Origin of the sequence: Micromonospora sp. NPDC048842 (genome assembly GCF_040649935.1) — a bacterium.
In the GTDB taxonomy this organism is placed as follows: Bacteria; Actinomycetota; Actinomycetes; order Mycobacteriales; family Micromonosporaceae; genus Micromonospora; species Micromonospora hortensis.
Genome location: NZ_JBEZGK010000037.1, coordinates 32,069 through 55,249 on the forward strand (window position 1 = coordinate 32,069; position 23,181 = coordinate 55,249).

Sequence of the window (23,181 nt, forward strand, 5' to 3'; positions counted from 1 at the left end):
TCAGCCAGCGGTCGGCGACACAGCCGGCCCGGAGCGGTCAGTGACCGCCACCGGCGAGCACGAAGACGATGGCCACCCAGACGGCGGCGAGGGTGAAGCCCAGCGGGGCGACGTAGCGGCTCATGACGGCTCCGGGTGGCGGCTGGACGGTCCGCGTGCGGGGGCGGACCGCAGGGGGTGGGGACGCGCACACGAAGTCGTGACCGGGCGGCTCCCGGCGACCGCCCGGGATCGGGCGGCGCGGCACACTCACCTCGGCAGGTGCCGACGTGGTGGGGAGCGGAGCGGGGTCAGCTCACCAGACTGAGTCGTGGCTCAGCGGGACTGACCATCGGCCCGGCCACGACTGGGAGGATCGCTATCTCGCACAGCGATCACCTCCTGCAAGTCGGGCGGGCCGGAACGTCGATGATCGTACACCTGCGGTGCCGACGGAACGCACTCGGCCGACCGGCCGGCGACCCCTCCACCGCCCGGTTGGCGACGCCGCTCGCCACCAGCGCGTACGCCTCGGCGGAACGAGCGCGGCTGCCCCACCCGCACGACCGTGACCAGCACCATGGCGAGCAGCGGCAGCCAGCAGCAGCGCGCCAGCACCCACCCCGGGCCGTCCGGGGCGGTGTGCAGACCGGGCAGTGCCAGCCCGCTGCGGGCGGTGAGCGCTGTCACCGCCACCAGTACCGGCTGGTGCCACAGGTAGATCCGGACGGCGGACCGGTTCACATCGGTCACCGCTCGACCCGGCAGCGGCCGGGTCAGCAGCCGGTGCAGTGCCGGCCGGGCGAGCATCCCCAGCCCGACCTGGGTCACCGCCAGCGCCACGACCAGTAGCGACGGCGGGTTCAGGTTGGACACCCCGGCCCCGGGCACGCCGACGGCGCTCACCGGGTAGCCCAGCGCCAGCAGTGCCGCCAGCCCCACCGCCCCACCGGCGGCCAACGTGCCGCCCGCCCGCCGGCCGTCCAGCCGCCCGTCGGCGTGCGCCACGCCCAGCAGGTACGGCACCGACCAGGCCGCCAGGACGGTGACCGGGGGCAGGTCGGTGCCGGCCGGCAGCAGCCGGACGGCCAGGTCGACAGCGGCCACCACTGCCACCGCCGGCGCCCCGCACCGCGCCACCCCCCACCGGCGTACGGCGACGCGCAGCGGGCCGGTCACCACGACCAGGATCACCAGGGGCAGCAGGAACCACAGCGGGCTGACCGCCAGCCGCAGCGCGACGGCGAGCGTGTCGTCGGAGGTGCCGACGACTGTGGCGGCGAGCAGCACGGCGGCCCCCACTCCGAGCAGCGCCACCATGGGCAGCAGCAGCCGCCGAAGCCGCCCGGCGAGCCAACCGCCCGCGCCGCCTGGGTAGCGGGCCAGCGACCGGGTCGAGCCGAACCCGGCGGTGAAGAAGAACAACCCGAGCGTCTGCAACACCCAGGTCATCGGGGCCAGATCGGGCAGGGCGGTCAGCGGGCTGGCCTGGTGCAGCCCGCCGTCGCCGGTCAGCACCAAGCCGGTGACCAGCCAGTGCCCCAGCACCACACCGCCGATGGCGTACGCCCGCAGCGCGTCGACCGCGCGGTCCCGGTTCACCGGGCGTCCCCGATCCGGTCGGTGTCGACGCCGCCCAGCACGACAGCCGCCACCGCTACCAGCGCGGCGCTGCCCGGCGCGAGGTAGCCGTCGTGCCCCGCCACCCCGCCCACCGGCAGCGCTCGGGCGCCGAACGCCGGATCGCCGGGCCGCCGGCCGAAACCCAGGCCGGGCAGCCGCACCGGCGGTACCCGACGGATCCAGTCGGACGGCGCCTCGGCCGCCCAGAACCGCCGCCCGCCGGGCAGGTCGTCGGCGCGCTGCACCCCGGCGCCGACGCCGCCGAGGCTGACCACGTCGGTGACCTGGGCCGGGGCGTCCGCCGCCGCCAGCGACACCACCAGCGCCCCGTAGCTGTGCCCGACCAGCGTGATCGTCGCCGCCGGACGCCGCTCGGCCAACTCCCTCAGCAGTGCGGCCAGCCCGGCCGCGCCGCGCCGCGCGCTGACGCCACCGGCGGCGGTCAACACCCCGTCGGGCGGGTCGTAGCCGAGCCAGGCCAGCACCGCGACCCGCGCCGCCGGATCGGTCGCCAGCAGCTCCCGGTAGAGCTGCCCGGCCTGCACCGCCGGCGCCCGCCGGGCCACCCCGCCCAACCCCCTGTCGAAGTCGGCGAGGGTGCTGCCGACCCCCGGCACCAGCACCGCGATCCGGTCCGCGTCGGCGAGGTCGCCGAAAACCTCGACAGCGCGGCCGTCACCGCGCTCGTCGAACAGCAGGAACCGGCGTCCGTCGGCAGCCCAGTCCGCGTACGGGGGGCCGGCCGCGCGCATCGCCGCCGCCATCACCGGGTACGCCTCGACGAACCCCGCCGCCGTGGCCGGCTCGGGTCGGGTCGGCAGAACCAGGTTCACGCCGAGCAGCGCGGCCATCGCCACCCGGCTGGCACCTCGTCGTCGCATCACGTTCTCCCTCCGGAATGTCGTCCGGAGGGAGAGTGCGCTCAGGGGCGGGGCCCGGTCGTCAGCCCGCAGAGCCGTTGCCGAGCTGGCTCCACGGGGCTACTCGCCGGCGGCCACCAGACCCGTCTCGTACGCCAGCACCACTGCCTGGGCCCGGTCGCGCAGCCCCAGCTTGGCCAGGATCCGCCCGACGTGCGTCTTCACCGTCTGCTCGGCCACCACAAGGTCACCAGCGATCTCCGCGTTGTTGCGGCCCCGGGCGATCAACCGCAGCACCTCGGTCTCGCGCGGGGTGAGCCCGGCCAGGTCGGTGGGGCGCGGGCGGCGGCGGTCCGGACGGTTCGCGAACTCGGCGATCAGCCGGCGGGTGACCCCCGGGGCGAGCAGCGCGTCGCCGGCCGCCACCACCCGCACCGCCTGCACCAGGTCGGCCGCCGGGGCGTCCTTGAGCAGGAATCCGCTGGCCCCGGCGCGCAGCGCCTCGTACACGTAGTCGTCCAGGTCGAAGGTGGTGAGGATGAGCACCCGGGGTCGCTGCGTCGACCGGTCACCGAGCAGCTTGCGGGTGGCCTCCAGCCCGTCCATGACCGGCATCCGCACGTCCATCAGCACCACGTCCGGGTCGAGGTGGCGGGCGGCGGCCACCGCCTGCTCGCCGTCGGAGGCGTCCCCCACCACCAGCAGGTCCGGTTGGGCGGCGAGCAGCGCGCCGAAACCCTGCCGGACCATCGCCTGGTCGTCGGCGATCAGCACCCGGATCATCGTTCCCCGCCCTCCGCGTCGTACGGCAACTCGGCCGCCACCGCGTAACCCCCGTCGGGCAGCGGCCCGGCGGTGAACGTACCGCCCAGCGAGGTGGCCCGCTCCCGCATGCCGGTCAGCCCGTGCCCGGGGCCGCCGTCGGCGGTCGGTCGGACGTCGGCAGGGGAGTTTTCGACGCGTACAACCAGACCGGACCGGCCGGCGCGGACGGTGACCCGCACCGCGGCGCCGGCCGCGTGGCGGGCCGCGTTGGCCAGGCCCTCCTGCACGATGCGGTACGCGGCCAGCCCGACCGGCGCGGGCACCCGGTCGTCCTCCACCGGCTCGGCGTCCAGGGTCACGGGCAGCCCGGCCCGGCGTGCCGCGTCCACCATCGCGTCCAGGTCGGTGAGGTCCGGTTGCGGCGCGGTCTGCGGCCCGCCGGTCTCGCTGCGCAGCACCCCCAGCAGCCGCCGCATGTCGGTGAGCGCGTCGCGGGCCGACGCGGCGATGGCGACGAACTCCGCGGCTGCCGGGGCCGGCACGTCGGTCAGCCGGTACGGGGCGGTTTCCGCCTGCACCGCGATCAGCGACATGTGGTGGGCAACCACGTCGTGCAGCTCCCGGGCGATCCGGGTGCGTTCCTCCAGCACCGCGCGGCGTTCCTGCTCCCGTTCGCTCAGCTCGGCCTGCGCCTCGAGGGCGTGCCGGGACAGCCGGTTACGCCGGATCAGGTCGCCGACGATCGCCAGCGCGCCGAGCAGCAGCAGGACGGGAACCCGGTTGTCGGGATGGACCAGGGTGAGCACCGGCACCGTGCTGATCGTCACCACCCAGGCCAGCACCGGCCGGTCGACCCGTGCGACGACCACCGCCAGCACCGCGATCGACCCGAGTGCCAGCGGCGGGGTCCACGGCCAGGCCTGGTCGTCCGGGGCGTTGAAGGTGCAGATCAGCAGGGCCAGCACCGTCAGCCGCCAGGCCAGCAGCGGACGCCGGGGCAGCGCCAGCAGCGGCGCCACTGTCATCGCCGCGAACAGGAGAGCGATCGGCGGCGGCAGGCCCCAGTCGCTCTCCACAGTCAACGTGATCAAAAAGAGGCCGAGCGCGGCGAGCAGGCCGACCGGCGCGGCGTAGCGGGCCGGGCCGGGCCAACGGGCCAGCAGCGACCGTTCGGGGCGGTCGTCGGGGCCGAACACTGTCTGCCGCAGGGCCCGCGCTGCCACCGCGATCGGATGCCGGTTCACCACCCGGAGGCTACGGGCCGACCCCGCCACCAGGCGTGCCACCAGGGGTTGATCCCGGTGTCGTACCCCAGTGTGACGCGACTCCCGTTAGCGCTTACCTGCCGGTAACGCCTAGGCTCCGACGCGTCCGTGCTGACCATTCGCAAGGGGGAACAGTGGCCCGTACCGTGCTGGTGACCGGGGGTAACCGGGGAATCGGCCTGGCCATCGCGCAGGCCTTCGCCAAGCAGGGCGACCGGGTGGCGATCACCCACCGCAGCGGCGAGGCGCCCGACGGGCTGTTCGGCGTCCGCGCCGACGTCACCGACGCCGCCTCGATCGACGCCGCGTTCACCGCCGTCGAGGCCGAGCTGGGGCCGGTCGAGGTGCTGGTCGCCAACGCCGGCATGACCGCCGACACGCTGCTGCTGCGGATGTCCGAGGAGCAGTTCACCGACGTGGTGGACACCAACCTCACCGGTGCGTTCCGGGTCGCGAAGCGGGCCTCCGGCAAGATGCTCCGCGCCAAGTGGGGTCGCATGATCTTCATCTCCTCGGTGGTCGGCCTCGCCGGCGGCGCCGGGCAGGTCAACTACGCCGCCAGCAAGGCCGGCCTCGTCGGCGTCGCCCGCTCGATCACCCGGGAGCTGGGCAGCCGCAACATCACCGCGAACGTGGTGGCGCCCGGCTTCATCGACACCGACATGACCGCCGGCCTCACCGGCGACCGCAAGGCGGAGATCCTCAAGTCCATCCCGGCCGGCCGGATGGCCAGCCCGGACGAGGTCGCCGCCGTGGTCACCTGGCTGGCCTCGGACAGCGCCGGGTACGTCTCCGGCGCCGTCATCCCGGTCGACGGCGGCCTCGGCATGGGCCACTAACCCTTTTGACTACGGAGGAAATCAGCGATGTCCGGACTGCTCGCCGGTAAGCGACTGCTCGTCACCGGTGTCATCACCGACGCCTCGATCGCCTTCTCGGTGGCGAAGCTCGCTCAGGAAAATGGCGCGCAGGTCGTGCTCACCGGCTACGGCCGGCTCTCCCTGGTCGAGCGCATCGCCAAGCGGCTGCCCGAGCCGGCGCCGGTCATCGAGGTGGACGTCACCAACACCGAGCACCTGGCCGGCCTCGCCGACCGGGTACGCGAGCACGTCGACGGCCTCGACGGTGTCGTGCACTCGATCGGCTTCGCCCCGCAGAGCTGCCTGGGCGGCGGCTTCCTCGACGCGCCCTGGGAGGACGTGGCGACCGCCCTGCACGTCTCCACCTTCTCGTACAAGTCGCTGGCGATGGCGGCGCTGCCGCTGATGTTGCCCGGCGGCGCGGTGGTCGGCCTGACCTTCGACGCGACGAAGGCGTGGCCGGTCTACGACTGGATGGGCGTGGCCAAGGCCGGCCTGGAGTCCGCGTCCCGCTACCTCGCCATGCACCTGGGCAAGCAGGGCATCCGCAGCAACCTGGTCGCCGCCGGGCCGCTGCGCACCATCGCCGCGAAGTCGATCCCCGGCTTCGACCAGTTCGAGGACGCCTGGGCCGAGCGTGCCCCGCTGGGCTGGAGCCTCACCGACCAGGAGCCCGCCGCGCGGGCCTGCCTGGCGCTGCTCTCCGACTGGTTCCCGGCCACCACCGGCGAGATCGTCCACGTCGACGGCGGCTACCACGCCATCGGTTCCTGACGCTGCACCGTGACGCTCCCTGGTCACCGTCCGCGTGATCTACGCGTCCGGACCAGGGGGCGTCGCCGGGACGTCCCGGCCGAGGGGCAAGAATGACCCCATGTCGTACGACGCGGTGGTGCTGGTGTCCTTCGGCGGGCCCGAACGGCCCGAGGACGTGATGCCGTTTCTGCAGAACGTGACCCGGGGCCGGGGTGTGCCTCCCGAACGACTGGTCGAGGTCGCCGAGCACTACCAGCACTTCGGTGGGGTGTCCCCGATCAACCAGCAGTGCCGGGACCTGCTGGCCGCCGTCCGCGCCGACTTCGACGCGCACGGTGTCGACCTCCCCATCTACTGGGGCAACCGCAATTGGGACCCGATGCTCGCCGACACCGTGACCCGGATGCACGACGACGGGGTCACCCGGGCCTTGGCCTTCGTCACCAGCGCGTACGGCGGCTACTCGTCCTGCCGGCAGTACCAGGAGGACATCGCCGCCGCCCGTGCCGCCGTCGGCCCGGACGCCCCGGTGATCGAGAAGCTGCGCCAGTTCTGGGACCACCCCGGCTTCGTCGAGCCGCACGTCGACGCGGTCCGGGCGGCGCTGGGCCAGCTGGACCCGGCGAAGCGGGACACCACCCGACTGGTCTTCACCGCCCACTCCATCCCCACCTCGATGGCGGCGAACGCCGGCCCACACGGCGGCCGGTACGAGGCGCAGCTGCACGAGACCGCCCGGCTCGTCGCCGCTGCCGCCGCACCCGACCTGGGGTACGACCTGGTCTGGCAGAGCCGCTCCGGCCCGCCGCAGGTGCCGTGGCTGGAACCGGACATCAACGACCACCTGGCCGCCCTCGCGCAGGGCGGCACCACGGCTGTGGTGGTCAGCCCGATCGGGTTCGTCTCCGATCACCTGGAGGTCGTGTGGGACCTGGACACCGAAGCGCTGGAGACGGCGAAGCAGCTCGGCCTGGACTTCGTCCGGGCCGGCACGCCGGGCACCGACCCGCGCTTCGTGACAATGGTGCGTGAGCTGGTCACCGAGCGGACCGACCCGGACGGCGCGCAGCTACGCCGCCGCCTGGGCGAGCTGCCCATGTGGGACAGCTGCCCCACCGTCTGTTGCGTGCCGACCCGTCGCCCCTGACCTCTGAGGATCATCATGCATGACCGTAAGCCCGTGCAGAGTTGGCTGACCGACATGGACGGCGTGCTGGTGCACGAGGGCCAACCGGTGCCCGGCGCGCCGGAGTTCATCAACCGGATGCGCGCCTCCGGCAAGCCGTTCCTGGTGCTGACCAACAACTCGATCTACACCCCGCGCGACCTGACGGCCAGGCTCAGCCGGATGGGCCTGGACGTACCGGAGGAGTCGATCTGGTCCTCCGCCCTGGCCACCGGCCAGTTCCTCGCCGACCAGCGGCCAGGTGGCACCGCGTACGTCATCGGTGAGGCCGGGCTGACCACGGCGCTGCACGCCGTCGGCTACGTGCTGACCGACTTCGCCCCCGACTACGTGGTGCTCGGCGAAACCCGCACCTACAGCTTCGAGGCGATCACCAAGGCCGTCCGCCTGATCAACGATGGCGCCCGGTTCATCTGCACCAACCCCGACGTGACCGGCCCGTCCGTGGAGGGCGCGCTACCCGCCGCCGGCTCGGTCGCCGCCATGATCTCCAAGGCGACCGGGGTCGAGCCGTACTTCGTCGGCAAGCCCAACCCGATGATGATGCGCTCGGCGCTCAACACCATCAACGCGCACTCGGAGAGCACCGCGATGATCGGTGACCGGATGGACACCGACATCCTGTGCGGCCTGGAGGCTGGGCTGGAGACGATCCTGGTGCTCACCGGGATCAGCAGCCGCACCGAGGCGGAGCGCTACCCGTACCGTCCGTCCCGGATCATCAACTCGGTCGCGGACCTGCTCGACGAGATCTGACCGATCGACCTTGGCGGGCCGCCACCATGCCTCGGTGCTGGCGACGTACCACGATGATCATCCAGACGAGGAACAGCACCTCACCGGCGGCGAACAGCAGTAACAGCGCGGTGCCAGCCATGGTTGCCTCCGTCAGGGGCGCAGGGGGGCGTTGCAGGCGGCCACCAGCGCCTGTCGGCAGGCTGCGGTGAGTGGCCGTAGTGCCGCGTCCCGTTGCTGCGCCTCGTAGTTGTTGATCGCGCCGCCCGGGGCGGCGTGCCCGGCCAACGCCAGAACCCGGTCGAGCACCGCGGCCCGGGCGAAGAGCCGGCGGGCCCGCGGGTCGAAGCCCGGTGGGAGGTCGGTGGTGCCGTCCGGGCGGCGGAGCGCGGCCAGCGCACCGGCCAGCTCGGGCCGCCACTGGGCGACGTCGAGGCGGGTCAGCACGGCGGTCGTCTCGGCCAGCGCGGTTGCCAACTCGGCCTCCGCCTCGGCGGCGCCGGGCAACGAGAGTGACGCGGCGGCCGCGTTGGCCGGCAGCGGGTAGACCCGCCAGAGCACCGTCTCGAAACAGTCCCCGGAGCCGGAGGTGTGCAGCCGCACCTGGGGGATCAACCCGAGCCCGCCGGCGACCACCGCCTCGCCAGTGACCAGCGCCGCACCGGCGAAGTCGCCGGGGCCGGGCAGACCCCTCGGGTCGCCCGGCGCGGGCAGCACCAGGCGGATCTCGTCCGGGGAGAGCTTGGCCAGGGTGGGCAGCGCGGCGCCCAGCGGGACGTCGGTCCAGGTGCCCGGGGCGTCCGCGACGAGGTGTTCCTCGTCGCCGGCGATGGCGTCGGCGACCTCGTCGTAGGGCACCAACCCGGCGCGCCACGCGCGCACCCAGGCAACGAACCGGCTGGACCGGCGCGGCGCGAGTGTGGCCGCGCCCGTTGCGGGGGTGGACATGCCGAAAGGGTACGTGGTCACGACCTGCCCTGTCTCGGCTGCCGCTCCGGTCGCCCGGCCTGCCCCCAACTGCCCTGTTCGCCCTAATCCCCGCCCCCTCTGGTCGGCGGTCAGGGGGCGGGGCGGTGTGTCGGGGGCCGGGGTGGGCGCGGGCTGGGTTTAGCGTGATCGACATGGCGGGGCGATACGGCGAGGACGTGTTGGCGGGCGACTGGCGACGGCGCAAGGTCACCCCCGAGGTGGACGCCGAACCGGATCTCGTGGTCGAGGATGCCGACTCCGGGTTCTGCGGAGCGGTGGTGGGCTTCGAGGCCGGAGCTGTGGTGTTGGAGGACCGGCACGGTAAACGGCGCAACTTCCCGCTGCTGCCGGCGGCGTTCCTGCTCGACGGCAGCCCGGTGACGCTGCGCCGCCCGACCCGGGCGGCGGTGCCGACGGCCCGTCGGCGGACCGCGTCCGGTTCGGTCGCCCTGGACAACGTGCGGGCCCAGGTGGCGAAGGCCAGCCGAATCTGGGTGGAGGGCATCCACGACGCCGCGCTGGTCGAGCGGATCTGGGGCGACGACCTACGGATCGAGGGCGTGGTGGTCGAGCCCTTGGACGGCATCGACGCCCTCGACGCCGAGGTACGCGACTTCGGCCCCGGCCCGACCCGACGACTCGGCGTGCTCGTCGACCACCTGGTGCCGGGCAGCAAGGAGAGCCGGATCGTCGCCCGGGTGAACTCGCCGCACGTGCTGGTGACCGGGCACCCCTACGTGGACGTGTGGCAGGCGGTCAAACCTGCCGCGTTGGGCATTGCGGCCTGGCCGGTGGTGCCCCCGGGGCGGCCGTGGAAGGAGGGGGTCTGCGCGGCCCTCGGGGTGGCCGAGCCGGCCGCCATGTGGCGGCACATCCTGTCCCGGGTGAACAGCTTCGCCGACGTGGAGACCCCCCTGATCAACGCCATGGAGCGCCTCATCGACTTCGTCACCGAGCCGGCCTGACCGCCTGGTTCTCCGGCCGCCCAGCGGCGGTTCGGTTCAGGGAACCTCGTCCGGGCTGCGCGTGAAGACGAACGTGGCGATGTCGACCGCCCGCGCCCGTCCGTCGTCGTCGCGCAGGACCGACAGGATCTCGCCGTTCTCCGGGCCGGAACGTCCCCGCCAGCGGTCCGTCCCCTCGGCGGTGAACCGGCTCACCCGCTCGCCGCGTACGTGGGCCACCAGGTCACCCGCGTCCCAGCTCAGGTCCAGCGGAGTGCCCATCCACCACCAGCGGCCGGTCAGCTCGGCCAACTCGGCATCCGGCGCGGCGGTGGGCGGCCGCCACGGGTGCGGGAACGCCGGCTCGGCGTCCAGCACCGTGGTCAGCAGTTGACGGCCGAGCCCGGTGATCGGGAAGCCGTACGAGTTGGCGAAGCCGACCACTGCGGTGCGGGTGGGCCGGTGCACCACGAGGGCGGCGACGTACCCGGGCATCGAGCCGCCGTGCCCGACGTACACGCGCTCGCCGTCGCGGTAGAGCTCCAGCCCCAGGCCGTGCCCGCCGGTCCAGGAGTCGAGGTCGCTGATCACCACGGGGGCACACATCTCGGTCAGGGTCTCGGCGGCCAGCACGGACGGGTCGGGGTCGGCCAGGAACGCGGCCCAGCGGCCCAGGTCCTCGATCGTCGACCAGAGTTGCCCGGCGGGGGCCATGGCGCCGGTGTCGGTGCGGGGTTCCTCGCGCAGTGTGCCGTGCCAGGGGTGGACGACGTAGCCGCGGGCGTACGGCTCGGTGGCCGCGTAGGTGGTGCGGCGCAGGCCCAGCGGGGCGAGGATCCGTTCGTCGAGCAGGTCGGCCCACTGTGTCCCGGTGAGCCGTTCGAGCAACCCGCCGAGCAGGCCGTACCCCAGGTTGGAGTAGTGGTACGCGCGGTGGGGCGGGTAAGCGATCTTGTCGGCGTCGACATCGGCGAGCAGGGTGTTGAGATCGACGCCCGCTGCCCGCTCCCACCAGTCGCCCTTGGGTTCGCGTTGGATGCCGCTGACGTGCCCGAGCAGTTGGCGCACTGTGAGCGCGCCCACACCGGCGCCCGGCAGGTGCTGCTCCAGCCGGTCGTCCAGGGCCAGTCGGCCGGCGTCGCGCAACTGCATGATCAGGGTGGCGGTCATCGTCTTGCTGATCGAGCCCACCCGGTACTGCAGGTCGACTTCCGGGCGGGGGTTCTCGCCGGCGACGGCCACGTGCGCCAGCGTGCCGTCGCGGACCACGCCCAGCACCAGCGACGGGGTGTGACCGTCGGCCTGTGCCTGGGCGACCCGGGTGTCGATCTGTCGGGCGGTCTCGGGTAACAGGGTCAACGGGATCTCCTCGGGTCGGGCCGCCGATTCGTGATGTTTTGACGGGCCGGAAAGGGTCCCGCAGAGCCTACTGATCTTCGTGGGGAGGCCGCGCGTGCATTTGCGTGTCACGATCGGGGGGTGGACGCCGTGGTGTGGATCGTTTTGGGTGTGCTGCTGGCCGTCGCCGAGATTTTCACGACGACGCTATTTCTGATCATGTTCGGGGCAGGTGCGTTCGCCGCCGCCGGTGCGGCCGCCCTGGGCGCGCCGGTCGCCGTGCAGGCGCTGGTCTTCGCTGTGGTGTCGGCGTTGAGCCTGGTGGTGGTCCGACCGGTCATCCGGCGGCACAGCCGCTCCGCGTTGGAGAGTGGCGAGCAGCCGTTCGGCGTGGAGGCGATCGAGGGCTCCACGGCGCTGGTGCTGGAACGGGTGGACGCCGAGCAGGGTCTCGTCAAGATCGACGGTGAGTTGTGGAGCGCCCGGTCGTACGACACGACGCAGGTCTACGACCCCGGTCAACGGGTTCGGGTGATAAAGGTCCGGGGCGCTACCGCCCTGGTGTGGCAGGACGATGTTTCTTCCGCCGGCGAGTTGCCGGAATCGAGAGGGTGAACGGGATGACCTTAATCGGGGTGGTGGTGATCGCGGTGGCGTTGATCGCCGTGATAACGCTGGCCAAGGCGGTGCGGATCGTGCCGCAGCAGCGCCAGGACGTGGTGGAACGGCTCGGCAAGTACAAGCGCACCCTCAGCCCCGGCCTCAACCTGCTGGTGCCGTTCATCGACGCGGTCCGTACCAAGGTCGACATGCGGGAGCAGGTGGTCAGCTTCCCGCCGCAGCCGGTGATCACCTCGGACAACCTGGTGGTCTCGATCGACACGGTCCTCTACTTCAAGGTGGTCGACTCGGTCCGGGCGACCTACGAGATCTCCAGCTTCCTCCAGGCCATCGAGCAGTTGACCGTCACCACGTTGCGTAACGTGATCGGTTCGCTCGATCTGGAGCGGGCGCTGACCAGCCGGGACGAGATCAACAGGCACCTGTCGGGTGTGCTGGACGAGACCACCGGCCGCTGGGGCATCAAGGTGACCCGGGTCGAGATCAAGGCGATCGAGCCGCCGGCCAGCATCCGCGACTCCATGGAGAAGCAGATGCGCGCCGAGCGGGACCGTCGCGCGGCGATCCTGACCGCCGAGGGGCACAAGCAGTCGGTGATCCTCACCGCCGAGGGTGACAAGCAGTCGGCGGTGCTGCGGGCCGACGGTGACCGGCAGGCCCGGATCCTCCAGGCCGAGGGTCAGGCGAAGGCGATCCGCACGGTCTTCGACGCGATCCACCAGGCCAACCCGAGCCAAAAGGTGCTCGCCTACCAGTACCTCCAGGCTCTGCCGCAGATCGCCCAGGGCAGCGCCAACAAGGTCTGGATCGTCCCGGCCGAGCTGACCAAGGCCCTGGAGGGGATGGGTGGCGCGCTCGGTGGGCTGAGCCAGATGGTGGGGGACCTGCCCGCTCCGGAGGCGGCCGAACACGCGAGCCAGGTGGAGCGCGAGGCCGCGGAGGCGGCGCAGGCCGCGGCGGACGCCGCCCAGCAGATCCACGACGAGGTACGCGTCGCCGAGGCGCAGGCCACCGGCGGCAACAAGCCGCAGGGGCTGCCCGCACCGGAGCCGGTGTCTCCGGCCAGCCTGACCGAGGACCCGGCCGACCAGCGCGAGCGCGGCTGATCCGGTACGCCGGCCGCCCGGTCGGCTAAATACGAGAAAGACTCATGGGGCGCTCCGACGCCTGCCACGATCGGTCCTAGGACGGGTGGTGACCAGGCAATCGGGGCGCCCCGGCGCGTCGGTGCACCGCTCGACGACGAGCGAGGTGACGCATGAAGGATCCGGCGAATCGGATGTGGTCCTCGGCCCCGGTGCCCGGCGCGCACGACCCGGTAGCCCCGCTGGGCTCCCGGCGCAGCGGTGGCGGGTTCGGCGTACTGCCCTTCGTCGGCGAGCCGACCCCGGGCGCCCCCGCCACGAACGCCAGTTGGGCCTTCTCGGTACGTCGGTTCGCACGGGCGGCGGTCTGGCTGCTGCCCGCGTACGCCATCCTCTACGGCGCTGTGGCGATGGCCAGCGACGGAGGGGTGGGCAACGACCCCTATCCGGCCGACGGCCGGGCGGTGTACCTGATCGGCTGGGTGGCAGCGGTCTGGCTCGGCCTGCTCGCGCTGCTGGCCCTCACCGGGCTGCTGGCCGCGACCCGCAGCCGCCGGGTGGCCGCCGCCGGGTTGCTGGTCAGCATCGCCGGCACCGTGCTGATGCTGCCGTTCGCCGGGTTCGAGGAGCAGACGCCGGTCTTCGGCGCCACCGCGCGGTCGCTGGTCCTGCTCGGGGCGACGTTCTACAGCGCGGGCTGGTTCCTCACCGGGTGGGCGGTGGCCCGCTCGGGCACCTTCAGCCTCGGCGACGGCGTCATGCTGATCATCGCCGCGCCCCTGCTCGGCCTCGGCGGCGCCCTGATCGGCTCGTTGCAGACCTTCGGTGCGATCTTCGTGCTGATCGCCGGCATCGGCATCGGCTACCGCTCCGGCCGCCTGATGCCCCGCGAAACGGCCAGAGACGCCGCCACCGCCAGCCTAAGTACCCCAAACCCCTAACCCACCCACCTGCCTTAAGCCTCGCCTACTGGCCGGTGATCAAGAGGTTTGCGTCAGCCGAAGGCCCTTTCCTGACGCAAACCTCTTGATCACCCTGAGCAACTGGTGCAGGGCGCGGGGGTGGGAGTTGGCTGGTGGGTGGGCGTGAAGTTGCTGACAATCGCGGGGCGGGGGTGGTCGGTTGGCGGCATTCGTGGCAATCCTGGGGAGCATGGCCGCCCCCCGCTCGCCGCTGTCGCGGCTGTTCACAGTGCTGCTCGCCGGCGTGTTGGCCGGGCTTGTCCTGGCAGTCGCCGCGCTGCCGGGCAACCTGCTGCTCGGGCTCACGGCCCGATCCGCGCTCGGGTCGTACGCCGCATTGCCGGCCTCGCTGAAGACCCCGGCCACGCCGCAGCGCTCGTACCTCTACGCCAACGACGGCAAGACGCTGATCACCACGTTCTACGACGTGAACCGCACCGACGTCCCGTTGTCGGAGATCGCCCCGGTGATGCGGCAGGCGATCGTGGCGGCCGAGGACCGGCGCTTCTACGACCACGGTGGCGCGGACCTGCGCGGTCTGGCCCGGGCGCTGGTGGCCAACGTCAAGGGTGGCGGCACCGAGCAGGGCGGCTCGACGCTGACCATGCAGTACGTCCGCAACGTGCTCAAGACCGACCCCACCCGCACCGCCGAGGAGCGCGCCGCCGCCACCGACCCCACGGTGGGCCGCAAGATCCAGGAGATCCGGTACGCGAGCGCGCTGGACAAGAACCTCGGCAAGGACGAGATCCTCGACCGGTACCTGAACATCGCCTACTTCGGCTCCGGCGCGTACGGGATCGCGGCGGCCAGCCAGCGCTACTTCGGCAAGCCCCCCGCGCAGTTGACCCTCGCCGAGTCGGCACTGCTGGCCGGTCTGGTGCAGTCCCCGGACGCGTACAGCCCGATCAGCGGTGACAAGGACGAGGCGCTGACCCGCCGGTCGTACGTGTTGGACTCGATGGTCGCCACCAACGCGATCACCGCCGCTCAGGCAGCCCAGGCCAAGGCTGGGCCGCTGGGCCTGCACCCCACCGCCCAGCCCAACGGCTGCACCGCCGTCTCCCAGGGCCACGACGACTGGGGCTTCTTCTGCGACTACCTGCGCCAGTGGTGGCTGACCCAGCCGGCCTTCGGGGCGACAGTGGCCGAGCGCGAGCAGGCACTGCGTTCGGGCGGCTACACGGTGGTCACCTCGCTGGATCCGAAGATCCAGGCCACCGCGCAGCAGCAGGCCACGAAGGTCTATGGGTACGACAACAAGCGCGCCCTGCCGATCGCGGCGGTCCAGCCCGGGACCGGGCGGGTGTTGGCGATGGCGGTGAACCGGCACTACAGCCTCGCCGACAACCCGGCCGGGCAGGCGAACTACCCGAACACCGTCAACCCGCTGATCTCCGGCGGAGCCAGCGTCGACGGGTACCAGGCGGGTTCGACGTTCAAGCTGTTCACCATGCTCGCCGCGCTGGAGTCGGGCCGTACCCTCTCCACCGGTTTCGACGCGCCCGCCAAGCTGCCCACCCGATACGCCGCCGAGGGACCGGGCAGCTGTGACGGCCACTGGTGCCCGGCGAACGCCAACCCGGACTGGATGGACGGGTACCGGATGATGTGGGACGGCTTCGGCCGCTCGGTGAACACCTACTTCGTCTGGCTGGCCGAGCAGGTCGGCCAGGACAAGGTGGTCCAGATGGCGCAGCGGCTCGGCATCACGTTCCGCGCCGACTCGGACGCCGCCTTCGCCAAGAACAACGCCGCGAACTGGGGTTCGTTCACCCTGGGTGTGGCGGCCACCACCCCGCTGGACCTGGCCAACGCGTACGCCACGGTGGCCGCCGATGGCACCTACTGCACGCCGGTGCCGGTGGTCTCTGTGACCGGCGCGGACGGCACGAAGGTGCCGGTGGGGCAGCCCTCCTGCAAGCGGGTTCTCGACGCCGACGTCGCCCGTGCCGCGACCGACGCGGCGCGCTGCCCGGTGGGTCAGCAGTCGGCGTTCGGGCAGTGCAACGGCGGCACCGCCACAGGTGTGAACGACATCCTCGACGGCCGACCGGTGGCTGGTAAGACGGGTAGCTCGGAGCAGAACTCCACAGAGACGTTTGTCGGTTTCACCCCGCAGGTCGCGGTGGCCGGTATCGCCGCCAACCCGGACGACCCGGCGGACTCGGTGGGCTCGGCGGTGCAGACCAAGGTGATCGACGCGGTCGCCCGGGTCATCGCCACCGCGGTGAAGGGCCAACCGGAGAAGACGTTCGTCGCGCCGAGCCACGAGTTGGCCGGCGACCCGCACCGCCCGGTGGACCGCCCAAAGGTCCCGGAACGCCGGCAGGACCCCACCACCGACGACCCCCGCTCAGCCCTCCAGCGCTGGCTCGACCGCCGAGGCTAACCCCCCGCCCTCCCGCCCTCCCGCCCTGCCGCCCTGCCGCCCTCACCCCCGCGATCTTGCACTTTCGGTTGTCGACAAGCACTCGTTTGCCCCCTTTTGTCGGCGCAGAAAGTGCAAGATCGCGGGGCCGGGGCCGGGGCCGGGGCCGGGGCCGGGGCCGGGGCCGGGGCCGGGGCCGGGGCGGGGCGGGGTTAGCGGTCGCGGCGTCGGGGACGGTAGCTGGCGAGGGTCGCTGGCAGGCCGCGTCGGACGATCCCGGCCCAGTCGGTGTCGCCACGTAGCACCGCCGCGGCGGTCTTGCGGGCCTGCTCGACTGTGAAGTGCGGTGGCAGCATCAGCTCCGCCGGGTCGACCAGAGCGTTGATCACCACCGGCCGGTCGGCGGTGAGCGCCCGGTCCCAGACGTCGCGCACCTGATCCGGGGAGTCGATCAACTCGCCGTGCAGCCCGAGCACCTCCGCCCACTGGTGGTAGGCGATGTCCGGCAACTGCTGGCTGTCCGGGAACATCGGCGTCCCCTCGGTGGAGCGTTGTTCCCAGCTGACGAACGCCAGATCCCGGTTGTTGAGCACCAGCACCACGAAGCGCGGGTCGGTCCAGCTGCGCCAGTACTTCGCCACGGTGATCAGCTCGTTGACGCCGTTCATCTGCATGGCGCCGTCGCCGATCAGCGCGACCAGCGGGCGGTCCGGGTGGGCGAACTTGGCGCTCAACGCGTACGGCATGGCGCCGCCCATGGACAGCAGCGTGCCGGAGAGGCTGGCCAGCATGCTGGGGCGTACCTGGATGTGTCGCGCGTACCAGGCGGTGGTGGTGCCGCAGTCGACAGCGAGCAGCACGTCGTCGGGCAGCCGTTCGTTCAGTGTGTGGTAGAGCAACTGCGGGTTGACCGGGTCGGCGGCCTGCTCGGCCAGGTCGTGCTGCACCCGACGCCACGCCGAGGTGGCCTCGGTGACCTCCGCCCGCCAGGCGGTCGGCCCGGGGCCGGGGCCCAGCTCGTCCAGCAACGCCCGCAGCGTGGGGCGGGCGTCGCCGGTCAGGTTCACCTCGGTCGGGTAGCGCAACCCGAGCTGGGTGCCGTCCAGGTCGATCTGCACCGCGCGGGCCTGCCCGGGCTGCGGGTAGAACTCCGAGTACGGCATGTTGCTGCCCACGATCAGCAGCCGGTCGCAGCCGCTCATCAGCTGCCAACTCGGTCGGGTGCCGAGCAGCCCGATCGCGCCGGTCACCCAGGGTTCGCGGTGGTCGACGGCGGTGAAGCCGAGCAGCGCTGTGGCCACGCCGGCGCCGAGTCGATCAGCTATCTCGCGGACCTCGTCGCGCGCACCGAGGGCACCCTGGCCGACCAGCATGGCCACCCGCTGCCCACCGCGCAGCACCTCGGCCGCCCGGCGCACGTCCGCCTCGGGCGGCACCGTCGGCGTGCTGCTCGGCGCGTTGCTGGTCTGGTAGTAGCCGTGCGCGTGCGGCGGGTTCGGGACGGCCGGCTCGTCCTGTAGGTCCAGGGGCAGGATCAGGGCGGTGACCGTACGCCGGGCCAGCGCCGTCCGGCACGCCCGGTCGACCAGGTGACGTACCTGCGCCGGGTGGTCGAGCTGGGCCAGGAACGCCGCTGCCACGTCCTTGTAGAGGGCGAGCAGGTCGACCTCCTGGTAGTAACCGCCGCCCTCGGCGGTGGTCGCTGTGTGCCCGACCAGGGCGACCACCGGTTGGTGGTCGAGCTTCGCGTCGTACAGGCCGTTGAGCAGGTGGATGGCGCCCGGCCCGCTGGTCACCAGCGCGCAGCCCAGCGGCCCGCCGCCGTACTTGACGTGCGCGGAGGCGGCGAAGCCGGCGGTCTCCTCGTGGCGGACCTGGATGAACTGGGCGCGGCCGTTGGTGCGTTGCAGCGCGGAGGTCATGCCGTTGATGCCGTCGCCGGGATAGCCGAAGTAGCGGTGTACGCCCCAGCTGAACAGTCGCGACACGATGTGGTCGGCGACGGTCGGACGTCGGGGCAGAGTGCCCGCTTCGCCCGCCGTGGTGTCGTCTGCGCTCACCTGGCTGGTCCTTCCCGTTCCGTCCGATGCCCGCCGGTCATTCCCCTTCTTCTTCGGACAAAACACCCCGCCGGACGGGCGTCGAAGCGCACTGCTCCGCGTCCGGCAGAATCGTCGGGTGCCCGTCCACCAGATCACCGACCCCGACGACGACCGGATCGCCGACTACCGGGCGCTCACCGACGTCGAGCTGCGCACCCGCTGGGAACCACCGCACGGCCTGTTCATCGCCGAGGGGGAGCTGGTGCTGCGCCGGGCGCTGCGCGCGGGCTACCCGGCCCGGTCGTACCTGGTCGACGCCAAGCGCGTCGACCAGCTCGCCGACCTGGACACCGGCGACGCGCCGGTCTACGCCGCGACACAGGACGTGCTGCAACGGGCCACCGGCTTCCACGTACACCGGGGGGTGCTGGCGTCGTTCCACCGCCGGCCGCTGCCGACGGCGGCCGAGGTGCTCGCCGCCGCGCGCCGGGTCGTGCTCCTGGAGGACGTGAACAACCACACCAACCTCGGTGCGGTCTTCCGGGGTGCCGCCGCGCTCGGCATCGACGCGGTGCTGCTGTCGCCGTCCTGCGCCGACCCGCTGTACCGGCGCAGTGTCCGGGTCAGCATGGGTGAGGTCTTCGCGATGCCGTACGCGAAGCTCGACCGCTGGCCCGAGGGCCTGGACCAGGTACGGGAGGCCGGCTTCACCGTGCTCGCCATGACGCCCGCGCCGGACGCCGTACCGATCCAGCGGTTGACCCCGGCGCAGCGGGAGCGGGCGGCGCTGCTGCTCGGCGCCGAGGGGCCCGGCCTCACCGCTGCGGCCCAGGCCGCCAGCGACGTGCGGGTGGTTCTTCCGATGCGGCGCGGCGTGGATTCGTTGAACGTGGCCGCCGCGGCGGCGGTGGCGTTCTGGGAGCTGGGCCGCGACGATCCGCCGTTCGGCGGCGAGTAGGTCGCTTCGGCTTGCATGGCCATGCGTTCTATTGCATAATTTTCCCCGTGTCCAAGGTTCTCACCTCCCTGCCCACCGGCGAACGTGTCGGCATCGCCTTCTCCGGCGGCCTCGACACCTCGGTCGCGGTCGCGTGGATGCGCGACAAGGGCGCCATTCCCTGCGCCTACACCGCCGACATCGGCCAGTACGACGAGCCCGACATCGCCTCGGTGCCCGGCCGCGCGCTCAGCTACGGCGCCGAGGTCGCCCGTCTGGTCGACTGCCGCGCCGCTCTGGTCGAGGAGGGCCTTGCCGCGTTGACCTGCGGCGCCTTCCACATCCGCACCGGCGGGCGGGCGTACTTCAACACCACCCCGCTGGGCCGCGCCGTCACCGGCACCCTGTTGGTGCGCGCGATGGTCGCCGACGACGTCCAGATCTGGGGCGACGGCTCGACCTTCAAGGGCAACGACATCGAGCGGTTCTACCGGTACGGCCTGCTGGCCAACCCGATGCTGCGCATCTACAAGCCGTGGCTCGACACCGCCTTCGTCACCGAGCTGGGTGGGCGTAAGGAAATGTCGGAGTGGCTGCTCGAACGCGGCCTGCCCTACCGGGACAGCACCGAGAAGGCGTACTCGACCGACGCCAACATCTGGGGCGCCACGCACGAGGCGAAGACCCTGGAGCATCTCGACACCGGCATCGAGACCGTCAACCCGATCATGGGCGTGCGGTTCTGGGACCCGTCAGTGGAGATCCAGGCCGAGGACGTCACCATCGGCTTCGACCAGGGCCGCCCGGTCACGATCAACGGCAAGGAGTTCGGCAGCGCCGTCGACCTGGTGCTGGAGGCCAACGCCATCGGCGGCCGGCACGGCCTGGGCATGTCGGACCAGATCGAGAACCGGATCATCGAGGCCAAGAGCCGGGGCATCTACGAGGCGCCGGGGATGGCGCTGCTGCACTACGCGTACGAGCGGCTGGTCAACGCCATCCACAACGAGGACACCCTGGCGAACTACCACAACGAGGGTCGCCGCCTCGGTCGGCTGATGTACGAGGGCCGCTGGCTGGACCCGCAGGCGCTGATGCTGCGCGAGTCGTTGCAGCGGTGGGTCGGCACGGCGGTCACCGGTGAGGTGACGTTGCGGCTGCGCCGGGGCGAGGACTACTCGATCCTGGACACCACCGGCCCGTCGTTCAGCTACCACCCGGACAAGCTGTCGATGGAGCGCACCGAGGACTCGGCGTTCGGCCCGTCGGACCGGATCGGCCAGCTCACCATGCGCAACCTGGACATCGCCGACTCGCGGTCGAAGCTGGAGCAGTACGCCTCCCTCGGCCTGGTCGGCGGCGGGAACTCGCAGCGGATGATCGGGGCCGCGCAGGCCGCCTCCACCGGATTGATCGGCGCGATGCCCGAGGGCGGTGCGGAAGCCATCGCGTCCCGGGGCGTCGCCTCGCCCGAGGACGAGATGCTCGACCGCGCCGCGATGGAGTTCGGCGTCGACTAACCCCCTCGCGCCGGTGGCAAGTCGAGTTCCGGCGTCACGGACGGTAGCGTGGCGGCCGTGTTCCCTACCGTCCGTGAGGTCCTCGCCCTGGACCCGGTCCGCCACGGCGCGCCACGCGTGGTCGCCGGCGACGCCGGGCTGGACCGACCCGTCCGCTGGGTGCACGTCGCCGAGGTGCCGGACATCGCCACCCTGCTCGGCGGTGGCGAACTGGTGCTCACCACCGGCATCGGCCTGCCCGGGGACGACGCCGGGCTGCGCGCGTTCATCGGCGACCTCGCCGACGTCGGAGTCTCCGGACTCGTCGTCGAGTTGGGCCGCCGGTACGTCAGTGGTGTGCCCCGGGTGATGACCGCCGCCGCCGAACGGCGCGGGCTGCCCCTGGTGGAGCTGCGCCGGGCCACCCCGTTCGTCCGGATCACCGAGGCGGTGCACGCGCTGATCGTCGACGCGCAGCTCACCGAGCTGCGCGCCACCGAGGAGATCCACCAGCGGTTCAACGACCTGTCCGTGGAGGGCGCCGACGCCGCCGAGGTGATCCGACAGGCCGCCGAGCTGTCCGGTTGCCCTGTGGTGCTGGAGAACCTGTCCCGGCAGGTGCTCGGGTACGACCCGGCGGGGGAGAGCGCCGAGCTGCTGCTGGACGGCTGGGAGCAGCACTCCAGGCGGATCCGCCCGGCCGGGCGGACCGCGTACGACCCGGACAGCGGCTGGCTGGTGACCACCGTCGGCGCCCGGGGGCAGGACTGGGGCCGGCTGCTGCTGCGCTGGCCGGCCAGCGGCGACGTGCCCAGCGCCCGGGCCGTCGAACCGACAGCGGGCTCGCCCACCCGGCTCACCATCCTGATCGAGCGAGCCGCGTCCACCCTCGCGCTGGGCCGGCTGATCCGCCGCGACGCCGAGGGCCTGGAACGGCAGATCCACCGCACCCTGCTCACCGCGCTGCTCGACCACTCCCGCCCGGTGGACGAGGTGGGGCTGCGCGCCAAGGCGCTCGGCGTGGTGCTCGACCGGCGACACCTGGTCGGCGTCATGGTCCGGCACCGCGCCGACGACCCCGCCGGAGAGGTCGGCCCCGAGGCCGGCCAGGCCCGGCTACGCGATCTCTCCGAGGCGGTCGGCCAGGCACTGCGGGAGGCGAAGCTGACCGCGCTGACCAGCGCCGTCGACGACCACTCGGTGGGCGCGCTGCTGGCCCTGCCGGACCCGGCCGCCGAGGACCGCGCGCTGTCCGCGTTCGCCGGCGCCCTTCGTCGGGTACGCCTCGACGCCGGCACCGGCCGACCGGCGCCCGGTGTCGAACCGGCGCGGGCCGCCTCCGGCGTGGACGTCTCCCGTCCCGCAGCTGACGTGTCCCGCTCCGCATCCGACGCTTCCCGTGCGGCGGTCGGCGCCGATGCGGCCCGCACGGGCTTCGGCGTAGATCCGTCCCGCGCGGCGTTCGGTGTCGAGGCCGCTCGGTCGGGGGTCGGTGTCGACTCGTTCCGGGGTGCTGGTCAGGGTGCCGTGATCGTGGCCGCCGGCTCCGGGGTGGGGACCCTGCGGGAGGCCCGGCGGTCGCTGGTCGAGGCGCGGCAGATCGCCGAGGCGGCCCGGCGTGACCGGCGTGACCTGCCGATCTTCCGGCTGCCGCACGTCGGACTGGCCGGGCTGCTGCACCTGCTGCGCGACGAGCCCCGCCTCCAGACGTTCGTCGAGCGTGAACTCGGCGCGCTGCTGGAGTACGACGCCCGGCACCCCCGGGAACGGCTGCTCGACACCCTGCGCGCCTACCTGGAGCAGGGGCGCAACAAGTCGGCCGGTGCCGCCGCCGCCCACCTGTCCCGGCCGGCCTTCTACGAACGCCTGGCCCGCATCGCCCGCATCCTCGACGTGGACCTGGATTCGGTAGAGGCCAGCCTCTCCCTACACGTAGCCCTACTTGCCCTGGAAGCAGTCCGCACCCCCTAACCCCACCCCGGCCCCACCCCACCCAAGCCCCGCCCGCGTCGATCAAGGAGTTGTGGTGGGCGGCAGAAGGCGCGAAAACGTCTATTGCGCCCACCAGAACGCCATGATCGACGGGGGCGGGGTCGGCCTGGCGTAGGGGTGGCATAGAGGGCCGGCACGCTATCGAGTTGATGTCGTGAACGAATCGCGCGGCCCGGCTCGGGTCGGCCCGGCCCGGCCCGGTCCGGCTCGGTCCGGCTCGGTCCGGCTCGGCTCGGCTCGGGTCAACCGCGCCCTGATTCGTTTACGACATCAGCTCCAAAGGAGCAGGGGCACACTCCCCAGGGGCGGGGCGGGGCGGGGCGGGGCGGGGCGGGGCGGGGCGGGGCGGGGCGGGGCGGGGGGGGGCGGGGCGGGGCGGGGCCGTGGGTGGC

At 72.5% G+C, this 23,181-nt stretch carries 20 protein-coding genes; 12 read left to right on the top strand and 8 right to left on the bottom strand.

Translation table 11 applies throughout. The features are described from left to right. Window positions 1-37: 37 nt before the first annotated feature. From AB0C19_RS31755 to AB0C19_RS31775, 5 genes are all read right to left on the bottom strand, one after another. Window positions 38-253, bottom strand: a complete 216-nt coding sequence (locus tag AB0C19_RS31755) for a hypothetical protein (RefSeq protein WP_196925116.1) — start codon at window positions 251-253, stop codon at window positions 38-40. 62 nt (window positions 254-315) lie between these two features. After that, the gene (locus tag AB0C19_RS31760) at window positions 316-1,581 is read right to left on the bottom strand and encodes an acyltransferase family protein (protein WP_357191290.1); all 1,266 of its coding nucleotides are present in this window, start codon (window positions 1,579-1,581) and stop codon (window positions 316-318) included. Further along, entirely contained in the window at window positions 1,578-2,483 is a 906-nt protein-coding gene (locus tag AB0C19_RS31765) for an alpha/beta hydrolase (protein ID WP_357191292.1), read from the bottom strand. The genes AB0C19_RS31760 and AB0C19_RS31765 overlap by 4 nt, the downstream gene beginning before the upstream one ends. 99 nt (window positions 2,484-2,582) lie before the next feature. Further along, window positions 2,583-3,245 carry a response regulator transcription factor gene (locus AB0C19_RS31770; RefSeq protein ID WP_357191294.1) on the bottom strand — a complete coding sequence of 221 codons (663 nt, stop codon included), beginning with the start codon at window positions 3,243-3,245 and terminating at the stop codon, window positions 2,583-2,585. After that, the gene (locus AB0C19_RS31775) at window positions 3,242-4,471 is read right to left on the bottom strand and encodes a histidine kinase (protein ID WP_357191296.1); all 1,230 of its coding nucleotides are present in this window, start codon (window positions 4,469-4,471) and stop codon (window positions 3,242-3,244) included. Before AB0C19_RS31775 ends, AB0C19_RS31770 begins: the two co-directional genes overlap by 4 nt. Window positions 4,472-4,626: 155 nt before the next feature. On the opposite strand from AB0C19_RS31775, the gene fabG reads away from it, so the two are divergent. From fabG to AB0C19_RS31795, 4 genes are all read left to right on the top strand, one after another. Continuing rightward, the gene (gene fabG / locus AB0C19_RS31780) at window positions 4,627-5,331 is read left to right on the top strand and encodes a 3-oxoacyl-ACP reductase FabG (protein WP_357191298.1); all 705 of its coding nucleotides are present in this window, start codon (window positions 4,627-4,629) and stop codon (window positions 5,329-5,331) included. Window positions 5,332-5,358: 27 nt separating this feature from the next. Beyond that, window positions 5,359-6,126 carry an enoyl-ACP reductase FabI gene (gene fabI, locus AB0C19_RS31785; RefSeq protein ID WP_357191300.1) on the top strand — a complete coding sequence of 256 codons (768 nt, stop codon included), beginning with the start codon at window positions 5,359-5,361 and terminating at the stop codon, window positions 6,124-6,126. Window positions 6,127-6,226: 100 nt separating this feature from the next. Next, on the top strand, window positions 6,227-7,255 hold the full coding sequence (locus AB0C19_RS31790; RefSeq protein WP_357191302.1) for a ferrochelatase: 1,029 nt from the start codon (window positions 6,227-6,229) through the stop codon (window positions 7,253-7,255). Between the two features lie 15 nt (window positions 7,256-7,270). Beyond that, a complete protein-coding gene (locus AB0C19_RS31795) occupies window positions 7,271-8,050 on the top strand; it encodes an HAD-IIA family hydrolase (protein WP_091403868.1) in 780 nt (259 codons plus the stop codon). Window positions 8,051-8,182: 132 nt separating this feature from the next. On the opposite strand, the gene AB0C19_RS31800 is transcribed toward AB0C19_RS31795, so the two are convergent. Next, complete coding sequence (locus AB0C19_RS31800) at window positions 8,183-8,977, bottom strand: hypothetical protein (RefSeq protein ID WP_357191305.1); 795 nt, start codon at window positions 8,975-8,977, stop codon at window positions 8,183-8,185. A gap of 173 nt (window positions 8,978-9,150) precedes the next feature. Here AB0C19_RS31800 and AB0C19_RS31805 point away from each other — a divergent pair, with 173 nt between their 5' ends. Next, window positions 9,151-9,963: a DUF3097 domain-containing protein gene (locus AB0C19_RS31805; protein WP_357191308.1), complete on the top strand. Its 813-nt coding sequence runs from the start codon at window positions 9,151-9,153 to the stop codon at window positions 9,961-9,963. A gap of 36 nt (window positions 9,964-9,999) precedes the next feature. Here the strand turns inward: AB0C19_RS31805 and AB0C19_RS31810 are convergent, their stop codons facing one another. Further along, a complete protein-coding gene (locus tag AB0C19_RS31810) occupies window positions 10,000-11,301 on the bottom strand; it encodes a serine hydrolase domain-containing protein (RefSeq protein ID WP_357191310.1) in 1,302 nt (433 codons plus the stop codon). A gap of 120 nt (window positions 11,302-11,421) precedes the next feature. Here AB0C19_RS31810 and AB0C19_RS31815 point away from each other — a divergent pair, with 120 nt between their 5' ends. The 4 genes from AB0C19_RS31815 (at window position 11,422) to AB0C19_RS31830 (ending at window position 16,340) form a co-directional block, all read left to right on the top strand. Next, window positions 11,422-11,895, top strand: a complete 474-nt coding sequence (locus tag AB0C19_RS31815; protein WP_091403880.1) for an NfeD family protein — start codon at window positions 11,422-11,424, stop codon at window positions 11,893-11,895. Window positions 11,896-11,900: 5 nt separating this feature from the next. Further along, window positions 11,901-13,007 carry an SPFH domain-containing protein gene (locus AB0C19_RS31820; protein ID WP_238682619.1) on the top strand — a complete coding sequence of 369 codons (1,107 nt, stop codon included), beginning with the start codon at window positions 11,901-11,903 and terminating at the stop codon, window positions 13,005-13,007. A 152-nt stretch (window positions 13,008-13,159) separates the two neighbouring features. After that, complete coding sequence (locus tag AB0C19_RS31825; protein WP_357191312.1) at window positions 13,160-13,927, top strand: hypothetical protein; 768 nt, start codon at window positions 13,160-13,162, stop codon at window positions 13,925-13,927. 211 nt (window positions 13,928-14,138) lie between these two features. After that, a complete protein-coding gene (locus tag AB0C19_RS31830; protein WP_357191314.1) occupies window positions 14,139-16,340 on the top strand; it encodes a transglycosylase domain-containing protein in 2,202 nt (733 codons plus the stop codon). Window positions 16,341-16,531: 191 nt separating this feature from the next. On the opposite strand, the gene AB0C19_RS31835 is transcribed toward AB0C19_RS31830, so the two are convergent. Continuing rightward, complete coding sequence (locus AB0C19_RS31835; RefSeq protein WP_357191317.1) at window positions 16,532-18,379, bottom strand: thiamine pyrophosphate-requiring protein; 1,848 nt, start codon at window positions 18,377-18,379, stop codon at window positions 16,532-16,534. A 91-nt stretch (window positions 18,380-18,470) separates the two neighbouring features. Here AB0C19_RS31835 and AB0C19_RS31840 point away from each other — a divergent pair, with 91 nt between their 5' ends. Genes AB0C19_RS31840 through AB0C19_RS31850 form a run of 3 tightly spaced genes read left to right on the top strand, consistent with a single transcriptional unit; the run spans window position 18,471 to window position 22,768 of the window. Next, the gene (locus tag AB0C19_RS31840) at window positions 18,471-19,319 is read left to right on the top strand and encodes an RNA methyltransferase (RefSeq protein ID WP_357191329.1); all 849 of its coding nucleotides are present in this window, start codon (window positions 18,471-18,473) and stop codon (window positions 19,317-19,319) included. 47 nt (window positions 19,320-19,366) lie between these two features. Further along, the gene (gene argG, locus AB0C19_RS31845; RefSeq protein ID WP_357191319.1) at window positions 19,367-20,818 is read left to right on the top strand and encodes an argininosuccinate synthase; all 1,452 of its coding nucleotides are present in this window, start codon (window positions 19,367-19,369) and stop codon (window positions 20,816-20,818) included. A gap of 48 nt (window positions 20,819-20,866) precedes the next feature. Continuing rightward, window positions 20,867-22,768: a PucR family transcriptional regulator gene (locus AB0C19_RS31850; RefSeq protein ID WP_357191321.1), complete on the top strand. Its 1,902-nt coding sequence runs from the start codon at window positions 20,867-20,869 to the stop codon at window positions 22,766-22,768. Window positions 22,769-23,181: the final 413 nt, after the last annotated feature.

Excerpts from the sequence above, each read along its gene's own strand:
- AB0C19_RS31765 (WP_357191292.1), bottom strand. The coding sequence starts at position 2,483 with ATGCGACGACGAGGTGCCAGCCGGGTGGCGATGGCCGCGCTGCTCGGC.
- AB0C19_RS31770 (WP_357191294.1), bottom strand. The coding sequence starts at position 3,245 with ATGATCCGGGTGCTGATCGCCGACGACCAGGCGATGGTCCGGCAGGGT.
- fabI (WP_357191300.1), top strand. The coding sequence starts at position 5,359 with ATGTCCGGACTGCTCGCCGGTAAGCGACTGCTCGTCACCGGTGTCATC.
- AB0C19_RS31790 (WP_357191302.1), top strand. The coding sequence starts at position 6,227 with ATGTCGTACGACGCGGTGGTGCTGGTGTCCTTCGGCGGGCCCGAACGG.
- AB0C19_RS31795 (WP_091403868.1), top strand. The coding sequence starts at position 7,271 with ATGCATGACCGTAAGCCCGTGCAGAGTTGGCTGACCGACATGGACGGC.
- AB0C19_RS31800 (WP_357191305.1), bottom strand. The coding sequence starts at position 8,977 with ATGTCCACCCCCGCAACGGGCGCGGCCACACTCGCGCCGCGCCGGTCC.
- AB0C19_RS31805 (WP_357191308.1), top strand. The coding sequence starts at position 9,151 with ATGGCGGGGCGATACGGCGAGGACGTGTTGGCGGGCGACTGGCGACGG.
- AB0C19_RS31820 (WP_238682619.1), top strand. The coding sequence starts at position 11,901 with ATGACCTTAATCGGGGTGGTGGTGATCGCGGTGGCGTTGATCGCCGTG.
- AB0C19_RS31825 (WP_357191312.1), top strand. The coding sequence starts at position 13,160 with ATGAAGGATCCGGCGAATCGGATGTGGTCCTCGGCCCCGGTGCCCGGC.
- AB0C19_RS31830 (WP_357191314.1), top strand. The coding sequence starts at position 14,139 with ATGGCCGCCCCCCGCTCGCCGCTGTCGCGGCTGTTCACAGTGCTGCTC.